This is a genomic window from Ruegeria sp. B10, assembly GCF_056539825.1.
This window is the reverse complement of sequence record NZ_JBQFVP010000005.1, coordinates 79211-96965: the sequence shown is the minus strand read 5'-3', so window position 1 is coordinate 96965 and position 17755 is coordinate 79211. Positions and strand designations below refer to the sequence as shown.

At 58.4% G+C, this 17755-nt stretch carries 20 protein-coding genes; 13 read left to right on the top strand and 7 right to left on the bottom strand.

The window, feature by feature from the left end; all coding sequences use genetic code 11:
• Positions 1-4 precede the first annotated feature (4 nt).
• The 3 genes from ACR0J4_RS08450 (at position 5) to tig (ending at position 4597) form a co-directional block, all read left to right on the top strand.
• Complete coding sequence (locus ACR0J4_RS08450; RefSeq protein ID WP_170640808.1) at positions 5-1648, top strand: NAD(P)H-hydrate dehydratase; 1644 nt, start codon at positions 5-7, stop codon at positions 1646-1648.
• Positions 1649-1956: 308 nt separating this feature from the next.
• The gene (locus ACR0J4_RS08445) at positions 1957-3081 is read left to right on the top strand and encodes a porin (protein ID WP_170640806.1); all 1125 of its coding nucleotides are present in this window, start codon (positions 1957-1959) and stop codon (positions 3079-3081) included.
• A 184-nt stretch (positions 3082-3265) separates the two neighbouring features.
• A complete protein-coding gene (gene tig, locus ACR0J4_RS08440; protein ID WP_170641371.1) occupies positions 3266-4597 on the top strand; it encodes a trigger factor in 1332 nt (443 codons plus the stop codon).
• Between the two features lie 94 nt (positions 4598-4691).
• On the opposite strand, the gene ACR0J4_RS08435 is transcribed toward tig, so the two are convergent.
• The 6 genes from ACR0J4_RS08435 to rpsF all read right to left on the bottom strand — a co-directional run bounded on the left by ACR0J4_RS08435 (position 4692) and on the right by rpsF (position 8452).
• Positions 4692-5546: an acyl-homoserine-lactone synthase gene (locus ACR0J4_RS08435; RefSeq protein ID WP_170553067.1), complete on the bottom strand. Its 855-nt coding sequence runs from the start codon at positions 5544-5546 to the stop codon at positions 4692-4694.
• Positions 5547-5653: 107 nt separating this feature from the next.
• Positions 5654-6355 (bottom strand): autoinducer binding domain-containing protein, encoded by a 702-nt coding sequence (locus tag ACR0J4_RS08430; protein ID WP_170374044.1) that lies wholly within the window; start codon positions 6353-6355, stop codon positions 5654-5656.
• Between the two features lie 220 nt (positions 6356-6575).
• Positions 6576-7061 (bottom strand): transglycosylase SLT domain-containing protein, encoded by a 486-nt coding sequence (locus tag ACR0J4_RS08425; protein ID WP_170466117.1) that lies wholly within the window; start codon positions 7059-7061, stop codon positions 6576-6578.
• A 149-nt stretch (positions 7062-7210) separates the two neighbouring features.
• Positions 7211-7831, bottom strand: a complete 621-nt coding sequence (gene rplI / locus ACR0J4_RS08420; protein ID WP_170640804.1) for a 50S ribosomal protein L9 — start codon at positions 7829-7831, stop codon at positions 7211-7213.
• A gap of 12 nt (positions 7832-7843) precedes the next feature.
• Complete coding sequence (gene rpsR / locus ACR0J4_RS08415; RefSeq protein WP_005608650.1) at positions 7844-8071, bottom strand: 30S ribosomal protein S18; 228 nt, start codon at positions 8069-8071, stop codon at positions 7844-7846.
• A 27-nt stretch (positions 8072-8098) separates the two neighbouring features.
• Positions 8099-8452 carry a 30S ribosomal protein S6 gene (gene rpsF / locus ACR0J4_RS08410; RefSeq protein ID WP_068332653.1) on the bottom strand — a complete coding sequence of 118 codons (354 nt, stop codon included), beginning with the start codon at positions 8450-8452 and terminating at the stop codon, positions 8099-8101.
• Between rpsF and ACR0J4_RS08405 the strand changes: the two genes are divergently transcribed.
• The 3 genes from ACR0J4_RS08405 (at position 8451) to ACR0J4_RS08395 (ending at position 9958) form a co-directional block, all read left to right on the top strand.
• A complete protein-coding gene (locus ACR0J4_RS08405) occupies positions 8451-8612 on the top strand; it encodes a hypothetical protein (protein ID WP_480668363.1) in 162 nt (53 codons plus the stop codon). The genes rpsF and ACR0J4_RS08405 overlap by 2 nt on opposite strands.
• 124 nt (positions 8613-8736) lie before the next feature.
• Positions 8737-9255, top strand: a complete 519-nt coding sequence (locus tag ACR0J4_RS08400; RefSeq protein WP_170553073.1) for a hypothetical protein — start codon at positions 8737-8739, stop codon at positions 9253-9255.
• A gap of 130 nt (positions 9256-9385) precedes the next feature.
• Positions 9386-9958, top strand: coding sequence for a YceI family protein (locus ACR0J4_RS08395; RefSeq protein WP_170374040.1), 573 nt, complete (start codon positions 9386-9388; stop codon positions 9956-9958).
• 60 nt (positions 9959-10018) lie between these two features.
• Here the strand turns inward: ACR0J4_RS08395 and ACR0J4_RS08390 are convergent, their stop codons facing one another.
• Positions 10019-11245: a cytochrome b/b6 domain-containing protein gene (locus ACR0J4_RS08390; protein ID WP_170640802.1), complete on the bottom strand. Its 1227-nt coding sequence runs from the start codon at positions 11243-11245 to the stop codon at positions 10019-10021.
• Positions 11246-11419: 174 nt separating this feature from the next.
• On the opposite strand from ACR0J4_RS08390, the gene fabD reads away from it, so the two are divergent.
• From fabD to mltG, 7 genes are all read left to right on the top strand, one after another.
• Positions 11420-12358 carry an ACP S-malonyltransferase gene (gene fabD / locus ACR0J4_RS08385; protein ID WP_170640800.1) on the top strand — a complete coding sequence of 313 codons (939 nt, stop codon included), beginning with the start codon at positions 11420-11422 and terminating at the stop codon, positions 12356-12358.
• A 42-nt stretch (positions 12359-12400) separates the two neighbouring features.
• Entirely contained in the window at positions 12401-13138 is a 738-nt protein-coding gene (gene fabG / locus ACR0J4_RS08380) for a 3-oxoacyl-[acyl-carrier-protein] reductase (protein WP_170374037.1), read from the top strand.
• A gap of 209 nt (positions 13139-13347) precedes the next feature.
• Positions 13348-13581, top strand: a complete 234-nt coding sequence (locus ACR0J4_RS08375) for an acyl carrier protein (RefSeq protein WP_008756330.1) — start codon at positions 13348-13350, stop codon at positions 13579-13581.
• A gap of 139 nt (positions 13582-13720) precedes the next feature.
• Complete coding sequence (locus ACR0J4_RS08370; RefSeq protein ID WP_170374036.1) at positions 13721-14260, top strand: GNAT family N-acetyltransferase; 540 nt, start codon at positions 13721-13723, stop codon at positions 14258-14260.
• A 124-nt stretch (positions 14261-14384) separates the two neighbouring features.
• Positions 14385-15128: a 1-(5-phosphoribosyl)-5-[(5-phosphoribosylamino)methylideneamino] imidazole-4-carboxamide isomerase gene (locus tag ACR0J4_RS08365; protein WP_170553082.1), complete on the top strand. Its 744-nt coding sequence runs from the start codon at positions 14385-14387 to the stop codon at positions 15126-15128.
• Positions 15129-15317: 189 nt separating this feature from the next.
• Positions 15318-16583: a beta-ketoacyl-ACP synthase II gene (gene fabF / locus ACR0J4_RS08360; protein ID WP_170458843.1), complete on the top strand. Its 1266-nt coding sequence runs from the start codon at positions 15318-15320 to the stop codon at positions 16581-16583.
• A complete protein-coding gene (gene mltG / locus ACR0J4_RS08355) occupies positions 16584-17741 on the top strand; it encodes an endolytic transglycosylase MltG (protein ID WP_170640798.1) in 1158 nt (385 codons plus the stop codon).
• The last annotated feature ends 14 nt before the right edge of the window (positions 17742-17755 follow it).

The window sequence follows — 17755 nt, the reverse complement described above, 5'->3', positions numbered from 1 at the left end:
TGAGATGGTTGATTTGCTGACGGCTGCGCAGATGGGTGCGCTGGAACGGGCGGCTATCGACTCGGGCGAGGTGACCGGGCTGGAGCTGATGGAGCGCGCCGGTCAGGGCGTTGTGGACGCGATCTTCGAGGAATGGCCGGAGCTGAGGGATCGAGGGGCCAGCCCCTCGAGCTCCCCGGGAAATTTAGAGCCAGATGAAGAGGATCCCTTGCGTGCCTTGGTTCTGTGCGGACCCGGGAACAATGGCGGCGATGGGTTTGTGGTCGCGCGGCTGCTTCGACAGCTGGGGTGGGCGGTTGAGGTGGTCTTGTTTGGCGACCCGTCAAAACTGCCTGAGGACGCGCGGACGAACTATGAGCGGTGGGGTGGACCAACACGCGCGGCGGCGGATTTGGGGGGCGAGGATTTGCACTACCCGGATGTGTCGATTGATGCGCTGTTTGGGACAGGGTTGGCGCGGCCAATCGACGATGCTGCGCTTTGGGAACGCCTTTGGTCGCATGATGATGCAGCAGATGCCTGGGCTTTGCGGCGACAGGGGCGCGGTACAGAAATCGTGCCGCCGCGGACGGTTGCGATTGATCTGCCCTCGGGGCTTTGTTCAGACTCAGGAATGGTTTTGGGGGGTGCGTTTCCGGCACATGGCCGGCGCTGTGCCCGCTCGGCCCTGACGGTCACGTTTCATTCGCGCAAACTTGGGCATGTGCTGGAGGATGGGGCGTCCTATTGCGGGAAGCTGGTCGTCAAGGATATCGGGCTTAAGGGTGAGCCGAGCGCGCCCGAGGTGGTGACGGCGGTTCAGCAGCCGTCTGGCGAGGAGTTAGGGAAGGGAGCGCCAGGCCACAAATACGCGCATGGGCATGCTTTGATTCTGACGGGTGGGTTTGGAAAAACCGGAGCCGCGCGACTTTCGGGACGGGGGGCGTTACGGATTGGGGCAGGTTTGGTGACACTGGGTGTGCCGCCCTCAGCGCAGGTGGAGGTGGCCTCTCAGATCACGGCCCTTATGATGAAGCGGGTCGAAGTGGGCGACGACCTGCGCGACATTCTAAAGGATCATCGACTTAACGCTTTGTGTCTTGGCCCTGGACTGGGCGTCGAGCGGGCGGTGGATCTAGTACCTGTTGCCCTCGCGGCGAAGCGCGCGACGGTGTTGGACGCGGACTCGCTGACGGCATTTGCCGAAGACCCCTCGGCCTTGTTCGCTCAGCTGCGTGAGGCGTGTGTTCTGACGCCTCACGGCGGCGAGTTTGCGCGGCTGTTTCCTGATATTGCCGAGAAGCTCTCGGCCCGATCGACCCGAGGTCCTGCCTTTTCTAAGGTGGATGCAACGCGTGAGGCTGCAAAGCGTGCGGGCTGTGTGGTGCTGTTCAAAGGGCCAGATACGGTGATCGCCGCCCCGGACGGGCGGTGTTCGGTTCATTCGGCGCAGTATGAGCGCGCGGCCCCTTGGCTGGCGACGGCCGGGTCCGGGGATGTGTTAGCCGGTTTCATCACCGGATTATTGGCTCGGGGGTTCGACGCGATGGGCGCGGCGGAGACGGCGGCGTGGCTTCACGTGGAATGCGCGCGCCAGTTCGGTCCCGGATTAATCGCTGAAGATCTGCCTGAGGCCTTGCCTGATGTTTTTAAGTGTATGAATATGTAAGTGCGTCTTGCGCGACCGGGATGCGAAAATCACATCTGATCGCGCGTTCGTTACAGGAATTTCCCTGTGCGCATAGCGGCTATTTGCTGCGCTCATGAGAAGCTGTCAGATTTTTCTTGGGGGCAGCCCGTTGTTTTTGCGGGAAGGCAGTTAGATGATTGAATTAAAACAACTTATCTTGATTGCGCCAAGGTATTCTGTTGCGGATTCGTCACCTTCTTTCAGCGTAGGGCGCGTCCCATTGGAACGGCTCGGTGTGGTGAGCATGTGAGCAAGACCTAATAACAAACCCTTTCAAGGTGAGTGACATGACCCTTAACCTGAAAACCTCGTCTGTTGCGGCGCTTTTGGCGGCGACCACGGCCATTCCAGCTGCGGCTGAGCTGAAATACGAAAACAATAGCGGCGGATATGTAGAGCTCTACGGACAGTTCAACCCGGCGCTGATCTCAGTTGACGACGGACAAGACACCGAGACACGTTTGCTGGACAACGACCTGTCCAACAGCCGTGTCGGCTTGCGCCTTATGCAGCCTTACGGTGACAACGAGTTTACGTTTCGGCTCGAAACCGGACTAGGACTGCCAAACTCGAGCGAATGGAACCAGCTGGGTACGGATTTCAGCGGTTGGACGCGGGAAGATATCCGTCACGTGGATTTCGCTCTGAAGGGCGGCTACGGCAAGTTCTCGGCGGGGCAGGGCAGCATGGCTTCAGACGGGGCGGCTGAGACGGACCTGTCTTATGTTGGAACGGCGCTCTATTCGTTCACCAACGATGAAAACTCGGGCTTCTTCTATCGCGGAACCGATGGGGTACTCAGCGACATTACGGTCGGTGACTCCAGCAGCAACTTTGACGGTGGCCGCCGGACGCGCGTGAGGTACGATACGACTGACTTCAACGGGTTCAGTGCAGCTGTCGCCTATGGTGAAAACGCGCTCTCGAGCAGCGACGATGACACGTATTACGACTTTGCGATCGCGTATAACAACACCTTTGCCGGTGGCGTCGAGTTTGCTGCCAGCGTGGCCTATGCAGTGCGAGACTTCGACAATGTATCGGGAGAGCGCAAGGATACCATAGGATCTGCCTCGGTTCTGCTGCCCAGCGGGTTCAGCTTCACGGCTGCTGCAGGGTCGCGGGACGACACCGCAAGTGGCGCATCGGATCCAAGCTTCTGGTACGCAAAAATTGCCTACGAGGGCGACTGGGTGGCCTGGGGTAAAACCGGTGTGGGCATCGACTACTACAATGGGTCAGATTTCAACAATGATGGGTCGGACACCAAAGCATGGGGTATCGCTGTCGTGCAGCGGATCGACTCGATCAACACGGATGCCTACCTGAAATACCGCAACCACGATTTCGAAGATGGGACGTCGTTCGACAAGAACGAAGCTTGGGTCTTGGGCGCGCGCTGGCAGTTCTGATCAGCGATAGATGTTTCAAAAAACGCTCCGGTTCCAGCTGGGGCGTTTTTTTGCTGTTGAATAGGGTAAAACCGGGGTGATCCGGGCATTGCCCCCTTGCACGTGGACGGCTGGGCAAATAGAAGGCGTCAAATTTGCCCGGCGCGCCGTTTTGCGCGCCCCGAATCCTATGGGGACTACCATAATGCAGGTTACCGAGACGCTGAACGAAGGTCTGAAACGCGGCTACAACATCGTTGTGACCGCAGCCGAGCTGGACGACAAGGTCAACGAGAAACTGACCGAAGCGCAGCCCGAAGTCGAGATGAAGGGTTTCCGCAAAGGCAAGGTGCCGATGGCGCTGCTGAAAAAGCAGTTTGGCCAGCGTCTGCTGGGCGAAGCCATGCAGGAGACCATCGACGGTGCGATGAACAAGCACTTTGAAGACAGCGGCGACCGCCCTGCGCTGCAGCCCGAGGTCAAGATGACCAACGAGGACTGGAAAGAAGGCGACGATGTCGAGGTCGCAATGTCCTATGAGGCGCTGCCTGAAATCCCCGAGGTCGACCTGAAATCGGTTGAGCTGGAAAAGCTGGTTGTCAAAGCGGACGACGCAGCCGTTGAAGAAGCGCTGAACAACTTGGCCGAAACCGCGCAGGACTTCAAAGCGCGCCGTAAGGGTTCGAAAGCCAAGGACGGCGACCAGATCGTGTTCGACTTTGTCGGCAAGGTTGATGGCGAAGAATTCGAAGGTGGCTCGGCCGAAGACTACCCGCTGGTTCTGGGCTCCAACAGCTTCATCCCTGGTTTCGAAGAGCAACTGGTTGGTGTGAAAGCCGAGGAAGAAAAAGACGTCAACGTTACCTTCCCCGAGGAATACGGTGCCGAGCATCTGGCCGGTAAAGACGCTGTCTTCACCTGTACCATCAAAGAAGTGAAAGAGCCGGTTGCAGCCGAGATCAACGACGAGCTGGCAACCAAATTCGGTGCCGAGGATCTGGAAGCTTTGAAGGGCCAGATCTCCGAGCGTCTGGAAGCCGAATATGTTGGTGCCGCACGCGCTGTCATGAAGCGTGGTCTGCTCGACGCGCTGGACACCAAAGTGTCGTTCGACCTGCCTCCGTCGCTGGTTGAAGCCGAAGCCAAGCAAATCGCACACCAGCTGTTCCACGAGGAAAACCCGGATGTGGAAGGCCACGACCACGGCGAGATCGAGCCTTCGGATGAGCACAACAAACTGGCTGAACGCCGCGTGCGTCTGGGTCTGCTGCTGGCCGAGCTGGGTCAGAAGGCCGAGGTTGAAGTCACCGACGCCGAGATGACCCAAGCGATCATGAACCAGGCGCGTCAGTACCCGGGGCAAGAGCGTCAGTTCTTTGAGTTCGTTCAGCAGAACGCACAGATGCAGCAGCAGCTGCGCGCGCCGATCTTCGAAGACAAGGTCGTCGACTACGTGTTCGAACTGGCTCAGGTGTCTGACAAAGAAGTCAGCAAGGACGACCTGCAAAAAGCCGTTGAGGCACTGGAAGAGGAATAATCCTCTTCCCCCCTTTCGGGGCGCCAAAATAGAAGCGGAGCCGCCTGATCAGGGCGACTCCGCTAGGGTGGCTTTGTACTATGAGGTGAGGGGGTCAGGCCTCATGAGCAAAAGCACGGGGGGTATGTAGCAGAGCAGTCTTCTGCTCTGGCGTGAAGGTGTTGGAGAGCGTCTCGATGAGCCTCAGAACATCTTGCCGTTCGGCCTCGGTTCGCGCTGCGTTCATCTGCTCCACAAAGTATTTCTCAAGCTCTGTGAGCGGCTTGTGGTCGCGATTTGCAGGGTTCTGATCAACCAGATTCTTGCTGTTGAACAGCTCGAGCGCCTTGTCTTCTTCCAGGAAGACATCGGTTTTGATGCCTGCAAAGTCCCGAATGGCGTCGATACGTTCATCGGTGCAATCCAGAAGGGCGGCAAGGGCCGAGACTTTGCCCATCGGCACGGTTTTACCCACATAGTCATAGGGCGCACAGTTCGACCGTTTCAGCACCCGATCCATGATCGGGTCAATCACAGTGATGATGTCCTGAATACCGGCGTTCTTCGCATATTCCAGCGAACCGATCATCAGCTCACAGGTTGCGTAAGATACCGAGTTCTTATCTTTGCCGCGATTCAGCCGTTGGGTGTCGACGCAGAAGCGGGTGGATTCCCACATTGTCGCGCTGCGGATCGGAGGTTCGCCGTCAAGGATGGCCGAGAAAACGTCCGACAACATGTGCGGTCCGGTGGTCTGCAGGGCACGCACGGCTGCGACGACATTCCCCCCGTCGTCGAGTCCGATTACGTATGCAGGATCAAGATGATCGAATTCATCGATTTCTTTGCCGTCTTCGATTTTGACGTCCCAGCCCAAGCGCTCGCTGAAAACGCGCGCGCGCAGTTCAAACATTTCGTCAAGGACGTCGCTGAATTGGTGTCTGTTCAGCCCATCTACTACGATGATCATGGTTTCCCCCTTCGAGTGGTTGTTCGGTAAACCGATCGTTACTCGTTTGAAGAGAGATTTCTATTGGGGGTTTCCCGTATTTTGACCGAATTGTGTGATTTTTGTGTTTATCCCGGGGTGATAAGCCCGATCGCGATCGCCCGCCCAACGGCCTGAGGCGTCGTCAAAGCGCTGAGTTTTTCGCGGCTGGAGCGCAGATGAACCTCAACCGTGCGGTGCGAGATCGACAGAATGTCGCCGATATCTTGCTGAGATTTCCCTGCCGCGACCCATTGCAGGATCTCGGCCTCGCGGGTCGAGAGGTTCGGGTGATAAAGCGCACCTGTCAGCTCATCCGAGGTCACCACGTTGTCATGGATATGCACGGCCATGGACTGCAGATCGCTGATCACATGGGTATACAGCTTGCGCCATTCTTCTTTGGAGCAATCCCGCGTCGCGCTCAGGAACCCAATATCTCCGTAAGGGCCGCGAACCGGTATAGTAACGCCTTGATTGGACAAGCCAAAATCATGTGCGTCGCGGAAAACGCGTTGGAAGTCGGGGCTGCGTTCCAGGCGGCTCCAATCAACGGGGGCGATGCTGCGTTTTGCCATGTGAAGTGTCGGGTCAATCATGACCAGACCCTGCTTTTGATAGTGCTCGTTCCAGGCATCATCATAGGTCACGAAGCCAGCAACTTTACCCGCAGCAGGGTTCATACCAGCGTAGGCGGCGTGATCCATATCGTGTTTTTCGCACACCTGCTTCAGAAACTCGGTGTACCGAGTTTCCGAGTCCGGCAGAGTGCTCAGATCAACGATCTCCATCTTTCGCCTACGACCTGCGGCTTATCTTGAAGTCCGGTGGTGAGGCCAGACTTGCAATTTACCTAGAGTGGAACCCAACTTACCTCACGGCAATCAGGACATCACATAATTCAAAACATGACAAGTCAATGCAGGAAATGTCTAAGCTTTTGGCGTGTTGTTTCAGGCTATAGAGCATTTTTGTCACTATTTTGCCCAAACTGCTAACAGCGCACAGGGCCTAGGGTGCGGGTCGTAGCCCTGTTTCGACAAGCATGCCGCGCGCCTTTGCTTCGGGGTAAAACCCTTTGGCGTAAAGGAAAATCGCGCGTTGTTGATCTCCGTCCGCCAGCATCCAAGCACCTTTCAGGTACTTGCCTGCATATTCAAGATTTGTGTCTGCATCCAGCAAACCTTGGGCATTTCCCTTGTATCCCATCGAACGTGCGGTAGCGGGTAAGATCTGCAAAAGCCCGTAATACGGCCGGTTTACAGCCCATGGCCGGTGCGTGCTTTCGCGGATCGCAAGTTTGTGGACCAGCTCTCGGGGGAGTTCGTAGTGATCGGCCCATTTGTTGATAGAGGCCCTCAGCTCGGGCGTTTCGTTGGGGTAGAGCGGCGGATCGAAGGGATCGGGGTCACCGCGTGAAACCTCGGCACCGCTGCACGCGGCGAGGGCAGACAGGGCAAGGAAAGCGATGATGCTGCGACGAGAGAATAGGGCCATCAAACTACTCCGAACTTCAGGCGGCGATCATATGGATCACGGGTCTTGTCGCAACCTTAGCTTTAAAATTTGGCTGAATTTTGCTGGTTCCGATACGAAAAAGGGCCGCGCGAGTGGCGCAGCCCTTCAATCTTGTTGCGTCAGCCAGATCAGGCTTTGGCTTCGTCTTCGTCAGCCGGAGCGGCCTCGGGCGCCAGATCTTCGTCTTCCGACGCGGCCGAGCCGATGTCGTCAAACAGTTCGGCGATTTCGAATTCAGCAGCGGCTTCTTCTTCAGCAGCCAGTTCCTGAATCGATTTGCCCGATGCCTGCAGCTCGGCTTCTTCTTCCGAACGAGCAACGTTCATCTTGATCTCGACTTCAACCTCGGGGTGCAGGCGAACTGCAACCGCGTGCAGGCCCAGTTCTTTGATCGGAGCGACCAGAACGACTTGTTTCTTGTCGACGGTGAAGCCTGCTTCGGTCGCAGCGTCTGCGGCGTCACGCGGGGTGACCGAGCCGTACAGAGCGCCAGCATCCGATGCCGAGCGAATCACGATGAACTGCTGACCGTCCAGCTTTTCAGCCAGCGCTTCAGCTTCTTTTTTGGTTTCCAGGTTGCGCGCTTCCAGCTGTGCTTTCTGGGCTTCGAACGACGCGATGTTGGCGTTCGATGCGCTCAGGGCTTTGCCTTGGGGCAGCAGGAAGTTGCGGGCGTAGCCGGGCTTGACGTCGACGACGTCGCCCATTTGACCCAGTTTCGCAACGCGTTCCAGAAGGATAACTTGCATGTCAGTCTCTCCTTACTTCACAGCGTAGGGCAGCAGGGCGAGGAAGCGGGCGCGCTTGATAGCACGGGCCAGTTCACGCTGCTTTTTCGCCGAAACGGCGGTGATGCGCGAAGGTACGATCTTGCCACGCTCAGAGATGTAGCGCTGCAGCAGACGGGTGTCTTTGTAGTCGATTTTCGGCGCGTTCTCACCCGAGAACGGGCAGACCTTGCGGCGGCGGAAAAATGGTTTTGCGGCCATGGTTTGTGTCCTTTCGTCAGGCGTTGATCAGCGGCGCTCGCGGCGGCCTTCGCGCTCATCGCGCTTCTGCATCTGGACCGAGGGGCCCTCGGCATGCTCGTCGACCTTGATGGTCAGAACGCGCATAACGTCATCATGCAGGCGCATCAGGCGTTCCATTTCCTGAACCGCACCCGAGGGGGCATCGGTTTTCAGGAAGGCGTAGTGGCCTTTGCGGTTCTTGTTGATCTTGTAAGCCATCGTCTTGACGCCCCAGTACTCGCTTTCGACGACGTTGCCGCCGTTGTCAGCCAGAACGGTGCCGAAATGTTCGACAAGGCTTTCTGCCTGCGCGTTGGACAGATCCTGACGCGCGATCATTACATGCTCATACAGTGGCATGTGCACTCCTGTTTATATCAAGGCGCATTTCAAAGGCGGGGCCATCTGGTCCTTCGCGACCCTGCCACGAGAGGCTGCGCGATTCATATCTCCTGCGAAGGATGGCTTCGTATACACGTTTGAGCGGGCGGGGCAAGCCCTGCCACATATGCCTCTGTGAAGTCGCCCAATTTCCACTGCTGCGCCCAATTCCTGACGCTTTTCGCCCCGAAGTTGATAAGCAACCCGGAAATAACCGGATAGCACAGACTTACGACGGTAACCTTAATAAGGGTATGGATGTTATGACCGCGATTCAGACAAATACGCTCGACAATAAAGCGACGGGTACGAGCTTTGAGCATTCCGTTCCGGTCATGATCACGTTCAAAGCGAACTGGCAAGCACGGCTGGTTCTGGCGCGCGCCGTCGGAGCCTTCCTGATCGTTTCCGCCTTTTCGATGTGGCTGATGCCCGGTTCGATGTTGGGAGCCGAGGTTTGGCCGATCAAAATGGTGGCCTCGATGGTGTTTTTGATCGTTGGCGTAAGCCTGTTGACGATCGAAGTGATGGACAGCCGCCCGGATGCCTATTTTGATCCGATCCGCCGCGAGGTACGCGTGCTGCAGAAGAATGAAAACGGACGCCCTCAGACCGTTCTGCGTCGCAGCTATGACAGCCTGGGTGGTGCAAAGTTCGAGGATGACGAGGTGCAGTTGTTCGATGTTGACGGCAGCCTGCTGATGAAACTGCCACTGCAATCGGCGGATGTCAGCCGAGCACTGAAAGGGCAACTCAGCCAAAGTGTAACAATTTTCGCCTGAGATTTATTCTGTTCAACCAAGCACAGAAATTGTGAATCAAAAAGACTTGTGTGCTGCCCTTGGGCAGCACATTTTTGTTTCCGAGCAAACGCACTATGTTTGCGAATAGTCCACAAACCCGGAGACAGTCATGAAATCCACCCTCCTTGCTGCCGCGCTTGCCCTCACGGCAACCACTGCTTTCGCCAGCGCCGAAAAATACGTTCTGGACTCTAGCCATAGCCAGGTGCTTTTCAGCTACGATCACCTTGGTTTCTCGACCACTTACGGCATGTTCTCGGGCTTTGAAGGCGAGATCATGTTCGATCAGGAAGATCCTGCCGCGTCGAGCGTTTCGGTCTCCATGCCGGTTCTAGAGATGTTCACAGGCTGGAAGCCGCGTGAAGATCACTTCATGACCGAGGATTTCTTTGGCGCCGCCGAAGGGGACCTGATTACGTTCACCTCGACCTCGATCGAAGTGACCGGCGAAAACACCGCAAACATCACCGGTGACCTGACCATGAACGGCGTTACCAAATCGGTCGTTCTGGATGCCAAGTTGAACAAGGCTGACAACCACCCGATGGCAAACAAGCCTTGGGCTGGCTTCGACGCAACTACGACGCTGGTGCGCAGCGAGTTCGACCTGGGTCAGTTCGCGCCCTTCGTGAGCGATGAAGTTCAGGTGCAGATCTCTGTCGAGGCTCAGAAAGCCGAGTAAATCTGTGCTGATCCTTTGGATCACAACCGCCGGGGGCCAAAACCCCCGGCGTTTTCTTTTTTATTCAGAACGTTTCGCCGTCAGGTCAACGGAGACCGTAACGTTGAAGCCCAGAGACTCCTCGGTCGGTTGGGATGTGCCCACATCGAACGCCATGCGGTTCAGCACCAATGTGCCGGACATGGTTGCCGTGTTGTCCTCGAGTTGCAGGGAGAAAGGTAGTACGATGTCCACCGATTTGTCTCGGATGGTCAGGGGGCCTCGGGCCTCGTAGCCTGAATCTGTTTTGAACAGGTCAGCTTTGAACTGGGCCGTTGGGAATTGCGCGCTGTCGAAGAAATCAGCGCCCATGGCTTGGCCCGTGACCGTCCCTAGGCTGAGCGACGCGATGGCGATGGTCACATCCACCGATCCCGCAGGGCCCGGTTGGGCGGGGTCCTCAAACGCGATTGCGGCCGTCCATTCGCCGAAGCTGCCGGTGACGGGGCTGCCCAACTGCGAGATTGTAATCGACAATGTGCCTTCTTCGACGTTCCAGTCGGATTGCACATCGCCAAGCTCGGCCGCGTCCACGGCGCCTTTTGCGTGATCCTCGAACACTCCGATGGACCAGCCACCGACCAGAACGGCACCCCAGATGGCCAGGGCTGCAAATGCAGGTACGGGTGAGTGGTGCTGGGCCGGAGGCTCGGGCGCAGCAGCGCGTCCGGGTAGCATCCGCCGCAGGGTGCTGTCCTTGTCCACGACATGATGTTTCAGCGCGCCCGCGATGTGCAGCGCCAGCGACCCGGCAAGAACCCAGATGAACAGCCAATGCAGGTTTGCCGTCACCTCGGACAAATAGAGGGATTTGGGCACGAAAGGCAGGTTTTGGCCGAAGGGCCACCAGATGGGCGCAAAGCCTTCGGTCGCGGCGTGGTGTATCCAGCCGGTCAAGGGCACCAGAACAAGCGAAGCGTAGAGCATCCAGTGAACGGTTTCGGCTGCGAAAGCCTCGGGCTTATTGTCGGCATTCAGCAGGCCGGGTTTGGTTTGGGTCAGCGCCCAGAGGATACGCGCCAGCGCCACGAAGAACACGGTGACCCCGATCGTTTTATGCAGGGAAAACAGCGTTGCGGCCCGCGCGATATCGGATTCGCTGGTCGGGATGTTCGGGTCGTAGATGGCATGCGCCAAATCATTGGCAAACCAGCCCAAAGGCAGGGCGGTCAGGATCAGCAGGGCGGTCAACCAGTGGAAAGTCTTGGTCACGCTGCCATAGGTGGAAAAGTTATTGGTCGAGGGCATCTCTCGCACGCTCCGGATTCGATTGGCTGTCTTGAACCTAAAGCCAGAAGGATTCGGCACAAGCCCGACCCGCGCACAGATATGGTGCCCGAATGCAGAGCGCAGGCCCTACTTGTGCCGCGTCCTCACACGGTTTACACCCCGCCGCAACCTAACGTCATCCAAGAGGTTGCAATGACACGCGCGTTCGTTTTCCCAGGGCAGGGTGCCCAGACCATCGGCATGGGCAAGGCTCTGGCCGAGGCATACCCGGCAGCTCAGGCTATCTTTGACGAGGTGGACGACGCGCTTGGCGAAAAGCTGAGCCAGTTGATCTGGGAAGGTGAAATTGCCGATCTGACCCTGACACAGAACGCACAACCGGCGCTGATGGCGACCTCGATGGCGGCGATGCGCGCGCTTGAGGCCGAAGGCGTTTCGGTCACCGATGCTGCCTTTGTGGCCGGGCATTCATTGGGTGAGTATTCCGCGCTGGCTGCGGCTGGTGCGTTGACGGTGGCTGATACCGCTCGCCTGTTGCGGACCCGTGGGCAAGCCATGCAAAGCGCCGTTCCGGTGGGCGAAGGTGCGATGGCCGCGATCTTGGGGCTGGACCTTGAGGCCGTGCGCGAAGTTGCCGAAGAAGCTGCGCAGGGTGAGGTTTGTCAGGCGGCCAATGACAACGATCCGACTCAGGTTGTGGTGTCCGGCGCAAAAGCTGCCGTGGAACGCGCGGCTGAGATTGCCAAGGAAAAGGGCGCAAAGCGTGCAGTTATGCTGCCAGTCAGCGCTCCGTTCCATTGCGCGCTGATGCAACCCGCCGCGGATGTGATGGCCGAGGCACTGGCCGCGGTTGAGATCAAGGCGCCGGCCGTTCCGCTGATCGCCAATGTGCGGGCCGAGGCGGTCACAGATCCGGGTGTGATCCGCCAATTGCTGGTCGAGCAGGTCACAGGCTCGGTCCGGTGGCGGGAAAGTGTGCAATATATGGCAGCGCAAGGTGTCACCGAGACATGGGAAATTGGCGCCGGCAAGGCTCTGTCTGGTATGATCCGCAAGATTGACCGGGCAATTGCGGGCAAGGCCGTCGGCACGCCCGAGGATGTTCAAAAGGTCGTACAGGCCGAATCGTAAGCATAGAACGCGGCCTTCGGGGCGCCTCACGAGGGAAATAGAATGTTTGATTTGACAGGTAAGAACGCGCTGATCACTGGTGCTTCGGGTGGTATCGGAGGCGATATCGCACGGGCTCTGCACGGCGCGGGTGCCTCGGTCGGTCTGTCCGGCACGCGGGTTGAACCGCTGCAGAAACTGGCTGACGAACTGGGCGAACGCGCCCACGTGCTGCCGTGCAACCTGAGCGACTCCGAAGCCGTCGAGGCCCTGCCGAAGCAGGCAGCTGAAGCGATGGGTTCGGTCGATATCCTGGTCAACAACGCGGGTATCACACGTGACAACCTGTTCATGCGCATGTCCGACGAGGAATGGCAGAGCGTGATTGACGTCAACATGACCTCGACCATGAAGCTGTGCAAAGGCGTGATCCGGGGCATGATGAAGGCGCGCTGGGGTCGGATCGTTAATGTCTCATCCGTGGTTGCGGCGATCGGCAATCCGGGGCAGGCGAACTACGCGGCCTCAAAGGCGGGGATGATCGGGTTCTCGAAAGCGCTGGCCCATGAGGTTGCGACGCGCGGAATTACCGTGAACGCAGTGGCCCCTGGCTTTATCACGACGGCGATGACGGAAAAGCTGACGGACGAGCAGAAAAAAGGTTTGTTGCTGAAAGTTCCGGCCGGTCGCATGGGTGACCCTGAGGAAATTGCGGCAGCCGTTCTGTACCTGTCCAGCCCCGAGGCCGGATACGTGACCGGAACAACCTTGCATGTGAACGGCGGCATGGCCATGTTGTGACCGCAACCAAGGCGGTGCGAAAGCGTTTGCCTTGCGCGTCGACTATGCTATAGGCGGCGCATCCATGCTGGGGCCGGTCGTTTTGGTCGGCCCTCGACTTTCCCGGACAGCCGGGAGCCAAACCGCCCGGAACGGGCAAAACAAGTCCATCCCGAGCGGGCAAGGGCAGAACCGGGCGGATCGCCCTGAAGAAAGAATGAGGAATAGACATGAGCGACGTCGCAGATCGCGTGAAGAAGATCGTTGTTGAACACCTGGGTGTTGAAGAAGACAAAGTAGCGGAAAACGCTTCGTTCATCGACGACCTGGGCGCAGACAGCCTGGACACCGTTGAACTGGTCATGGCCTTCGAAGAAGAGTTCGGCATCGAGATTCCCGATGACGCAGCCGAGACCATCCAGACCTTTGGCGACGCCGTCAAATTCATCAGCGAAGCGTCCTAAGCGTATCGTACTGATAGAAAAGCGGCGCTTCCGGGCAACGGAGGCGCCGCTTTTTTGTGCCTGCGTTAAATTCAGGGTTGCACGAGGCGATTTCGATTCGCACTGTTTCCACTGAGGCACAATTCAAGGTGGGCAGGACATGATAAGATCCACCCCGATGATAAATACGGCGCGTCTGACACTCTGTGCGATGCGCCCTGAGGATTTTGAACGGTTCGCCGAGATCTGGCGTGACCCTTGTGTAACGCGCCATATCGGTGGCACCCCGCGGTCGCGCGGTGAGGCCTGGGACTCGTTTCTGCGCAATGCAGGGCATTGGCAGATGGCCGGGTTCGGGCAATGGGGCGTACTGCAGCAATCGAATCGCAAGCTGATCGGTCAGGCCGGTTTCTTCTATGGAAACCGTGCGATGGGCGAGGATTTTGACACTTATCCCGAAGCCGGTTGGGTTCTGGCCCCCGAAGCTCAGGGGCTGGGTCTGGGATATGAGGCCGCTCAGGCCGCCCATGATTGGTTTGATCGGATCATGCCGGGCCGATTGGTGGCTATGGTAAACGCAGCCAACGCTTCGTCGCAGAAGCTGGCGAAAAAGTTGGGCTATGTCGTGATGCGCGAGGCCGAGTACAACGGCACCCCTGTTCATCTGCTTCGTCGCAACGGTCCTCCGGCGCGGGCGTAATACCGCCAACACGCCGCTATGCCGCAAACAGCGCAAACAATGCCGATCCTGGTCGCAGCAGGCTCGGATGTGAGCGTGTATGTTACAATGAGACTTTAGGGCGCTTGAGCGGAGGAGAAAGCTCATGAGAATTTACCCCACAATGGAACTTCAGAACGGTCGCTGCGTCACCTTGGACAAAGGGCGTCTGGAGGATGCGATGATCTGGCATGTGAACCCGGTCGAAACCGCGCGGGGTTGGGCCGAGGCCGGGGCTGAGTGGATGCATCTGACTGACTTCGATGCCGTAGAAGGCCGTGATACCAACCATGAACTGGTGGAAGAGATCATTCGGTCGGCCGAGATCCCCGTGCAATTGGCTGGGGGTATGCGCACGCGTGAGCAGGTCGAATACTGGATCGACAAGGGCGCAGGCCGCGTTGTGATCGGGACGCTTGCGGCGCGGGACCCCCATTTGGTGAAAGAGCTGGCCAAGCTCTACCCGGATCAGATCGTTCTTGCGGTCGATGTCTGGCAGGGGTTTGTCATGACCGACGGTTGGCGCAGCCAAAGCGCGTTCACACCCGAGGCATTCATTGACGCCTTCGAAGGTACGCCTTTCGCAGCCATCGTCGTGACCGATATCGACAGTGACATGGAAGATGTCGAAGCGCAGCTGGGCCTGATCTCTGGCGTGGCGCAGCATTCTCGGACGCCGGTCATTGCCAGCGGCGTAGTTCGTACTGCGGACGATATCTCTCGCCTGTCCTACATCCCCAACATTGCAGGCGCGATTGTCGGCAGAGCATTGTTCCGGAAAACAGTCGATCTGTCCGACGCTCTGGGCGTAGCAGCTGGCGCGCATGAGCCAGTGGCGCAGTTCCAGTAACGGTACCGAAAATGAAACTCTCTCGCCCTGCGATGTCAGCGGGGCGAGGGGGATTGGCAGGCGCAGGATCGCCCAAAATCAAGCTGAAACCGCAAGATGCAGACGGGGAATGTAGCGTGGCCCTTGCCCCCGCACCCCGGGCCGGGGTATGAGCGGTTCGCATAACAGTAAGCAGGCAAGAGGCACTTCATGCGCAGAGTCGTCGTAACCGGTCTGGGGTTGGTCACTCCTTTGGCCAGCGGAGTCGAGGAAACCTGGTCGCGTCTGCTGGACGGAGAGTCCGGCGCAGGGCCAATAACACATTTCGATGCCGAGGCAAGCGGGGTCACCACGACCTATGCCTGCGAGGTGCCGCGTGGGGACGGAACAAACGGAACGTTCAACCCCGATGACTGGATGCCTCCGAAAGAACAGCGCAAGATCGAAGACTTCATCCTGTACTCGATCGCCGCAGCGGAGATGGCGTGCAAGGATGCGGGCTGGACCCCTGAGGGTGAGGAAGATCGCCTGCGCACTGGCGTTTTGATCGGCTCGGGCATTGGTGGGCTGGGCTCGATTGCGGATACGGCCAATCTGATCCGTGACAAGGGTCCGCGCCGCGTGTCGCCCTTCTTTATTCCCGGCGCACTGATCAACCTGGCGTCCGGTCAGGTGTCGATCCGGTTTGGGTTCAAGGGACCGAACCACTCGGTCGTGACTGCGTGTTCGACTGGTGCCCATGCGATTGGGGACGCCAGCCGCATCATCCGCGCAGGCGACGCCGATGTCATGGTGGCCGGTGGCGGTGAGGGCTGCATCTGCGAGATCGGCATCGCGGGTTTCAACGCCTGTAAGGCGTTGTCGACTAAGTATGCAGACGATCCGAAGAAAGCCAGCCGCCCCTACGACGTTGACCGCGATGGTTTTGTCATGGGTGAAGGCGCAGGCATCGTCATTCTGGAAGAATACGAACACGCCAAAGCACGTGGCGCGAAGATCTATGCCGAGGTTCTGGGCTACGGAATGTCGGGCGACGCGTATCACATCACCGCACCGTCGGAAGATGGCGACGGGGCTGAGCGTTCGATGAAAGCCGCTCTGCGCAGCGCTGGGCTGGAGCCGAAAGATCTGGATTACATCAACGCGCATGGCACCTCGACCATGGCGGATACAATCGAATTGGGTGCTGTTGAGCGTCTGTTGGGTGACCATGCAGCGAATGCCACCATGACTTCGACCAAGTCTGCCACCGGCCACTTGCTGGGGGCTGCGGGCGCGATTGAGGCGATCTTTTCGATCCTTGCGATCCGCGATCAGGTGGCTCCTCCAACTATCAACCTCGACAATCCGGCGGTTGAAACGCCGATTGATCTGGCTCCGAACGAAAAACGAGAGCGAGAGATCAACGTGGCCCTGTCGAACTCGTTCGGGTTCGGCGGCACCAATGCCAGCGTGATCTTCGGAAAGGCCAGTTAAATGTGGCGGGCCATTGCATCGAACGCGCTGACCATCCTGGTGGTCGGCCTGTTTCTGGTGGGCGGTCTGATCCTTTGGGGCCAGACCCAGTATCAGTCAGAAGGCCCGCTGAAAACCGCGATCTGCCTGCGGGTGGAAAGCGGTTCGAACATGACGCGGGTCAGCCGCGAGCTTGAGGATCAGGGCGCGATCACCAACGCCACGATCTTTCGCATGGCCGCCGACTACACCGACCGGGCGCAGCAGTTGAAAGCAGGCAGCTTTTTGGTGCGTGAAGGCGCGTCGATGGAGCAGATCATCTACGAGATCACCAGCAGTGGCGCGAGCACCTGCGGCTCGGAGATCGAATATCGCATCGGCGTGACCCGCGCCCAGACACGCGTGCGCGAATTAAACCCAGCCACGCTGGAATTCGACGAAATCGCCGAGTTTGACATGGCCGAGGAAGAAACCCCGGCGGCCTATCAGGCGAAGCGCCAAGAGGCAGACACACGCTATCGTGTTTCACTCGCAGAAGGCGTGACCTCATGGCAGGTGGTTGAGGCATTGAAGAGTTTTGAAGCGCTGAGCGGTGAGATTTCCGAAATCCCCGCAGAAGGCTCGCTTGCGCCAGACAGCTACGATGTCGCTGCCGGTCAGGACCGCAACGACATCCTGAAAGCGATGCAGGACAAACAACAGCTTCGGATCAATGCTGCCTGGGAAAACCGCCAAGAGGGTTTGCCGCTGGAAAGCCCTGAGGAAATGCTGATCCTTGCCTCGATCATCGAAAAAGAAACGGGCGTTCCCGGAGAGCGGGGCCAGGTCGCCAGCGTCTTCGTGAACCGTCTGAATCAGGGCATGCGCCTGCAGACAGACCCGACGGTTATCTACGGCGTCACCAAGGGGCAGGGAACGTTGGGACGTGGCCTAAGGCGCAGCGAGCTGAACCGGCCAACACCTTGGAACACCTATCAGATCGACGGGCTGCCACCGACCCCGATCGCCAACCCCGGTCTGGCGAGTCTCGAAGCAGCCGTTGCGCCCGACAACACGAACTACGTTTTCTTTGTTGCGGATGGCACCGGAGGTCACGCCTTTGCCGAGACGCTGCAGGAACATAACCGCAATGTCGCGAAATGGCGCGAGATTGAGGCCGAACGAAACTCGGGCAACTAAGCCAAAACGAAAAA

Excerpts from the sequence above, each read along its gene's own strand:
- ACR0J4_RS08450 (WP_170640808.1), top strand. The coding sequence starts at position 5 with ATGGTTGATTTGCTGACGGCTGCGCAGATGGGTGCGCTGGAACGGGCG.
- ACR0J4_RS08445 (WP_170640806.1), top strand. The coding sequence starts at position 1,957 with ATGACCCTTAACCTGAAAACCTCGTCTGTTGCGGCGCTTTTGGCGGCG.
- tig (WP_170641371.1), top strand. The coding sequence starts at position 3,266 with ATGCAGGTTACCGAGACGCTGAACGAAGGTCTGAAACGCGGCTACAAC.
- ACR0J4_RS08435 (WP_170553067.1), bottom strand. The coding sequence starts at position 5,546 with ATGATCATCGTAGTAGATGGGCTGAACAGACACCAATTCAGCGACGTC.
- ACR0J4_RS08430 (WP_170374044.1), bottom strand. The coding sequence starts at position 6,355 with ATGGAGATCGTTGATCTGAGCACTCTGCCGGACTCGGAAACTCGGTAC.
- ACR0J4_RS08425 (WP_170466117.1), bottom strand. The coding sequence starts at position 7,061 with ATGGCCCTATTCTCTCGTCGCAGCATCATCGCTTTCCTTGCCCTGTCT.
- rplI (WP_170640804.1), bottom strand. The coding sequence starts at position 7,831 with ATGCAAGTTATCCTTCTGGAACGCGTTGCGAAACTGGGTCAAATGGGC.
- rpsR (WP_005608650.1), bottom strand. The coding sequence starts at position 8,071 with ATGGCCGCAAAACCATTTTTCCGCCGCCGCAAGGTCTGCCCGTTCTCG.
- ACR0J4_RS08405 (WP_480668363.1), top strand. The coding sequence starts at position 8,451 with ATGTGCACTCCTGTTTATATCAAGGCGCATTTCAAAGGCGGGGCCATC.
- rpsF (WP_068332653.1), bottom strand. The coding sequence starts at position 8,452 with ATGCCACTGTATGAGCATGTAATGATCGCGCGTCAGGATCTGTCCAAC.
- ACR0J4_RS08400 (WP_170553073.1), top strand. The coding sequence starts at position 8,737 with ATGACCGCGATTCAGACAAATACGCTCGACAATAAAGCGACGGGTACG.
- ACR0J4_RS08395 (WP_170374040.1), top strand. The coding sequence starts at position 9,386 with ATGAAATCCACCCTCCTTGCTGCCGCGCTTGCCCTCACGGCAACCACT.
- ACR0J4_RS08390 (WP_170640802.1), bottom strand. The coding sequence starts at position 11,245 with ATGCCCTCGACCAATAACTTTTCCACCTATGGCAGCGTGACCAAGACT.
- fabD (WP_170640800.1), top strand. The coding sequence starts at position 11,420 with ATGACACGCGCGTTCGTTTTCCCAGGGCAGGGTGCCCAGACCATCGGC.
- fabG (WP_170374037.1), top strand. The coding sequence starts at position 12,401 with ATGTTTGATTTGACAGGTAAGAACGCGCTGATCACTGGTGCTTCGGGT.
- ACR0J4_RS08375 (WP_008756330.1), top strand. The coding sequence starts at position 13,348 with ATGAGCGACGTCGCAGATCGCGTGAAGAAGATCGTTGTTGAACACCTG.
- ACR0J4_RS08370 (WP_170374036.1), top strand. The coding sequence starts at position 13,721 with ATGATAAGATCCACCCCGATGATAAATACGGCGCGTCTGACACTCTGT.
- ACR0J4_RS08365 (WP_170553082.1), top strand. The coding sequence starts at position 14,385 with ATGAGAATTTACCCCACAATGGAACTTCAGAACGGTCGCTGCGTCACC.
- fabF (WP_170458843.1), top strand. The coding sequence starts at position 15,318 with ATGCGCAGAGTCGTCGTAACCGGTCTGGGGTTGGTCACTCCTTTGGCC.
- mltG (WP_170640798.1), top strand. The coding sequence starts at position 16,584 with ATGTGGCGGGCCATTGCATCGAACGCGCTGACCATCCTGGTGGTCGGC.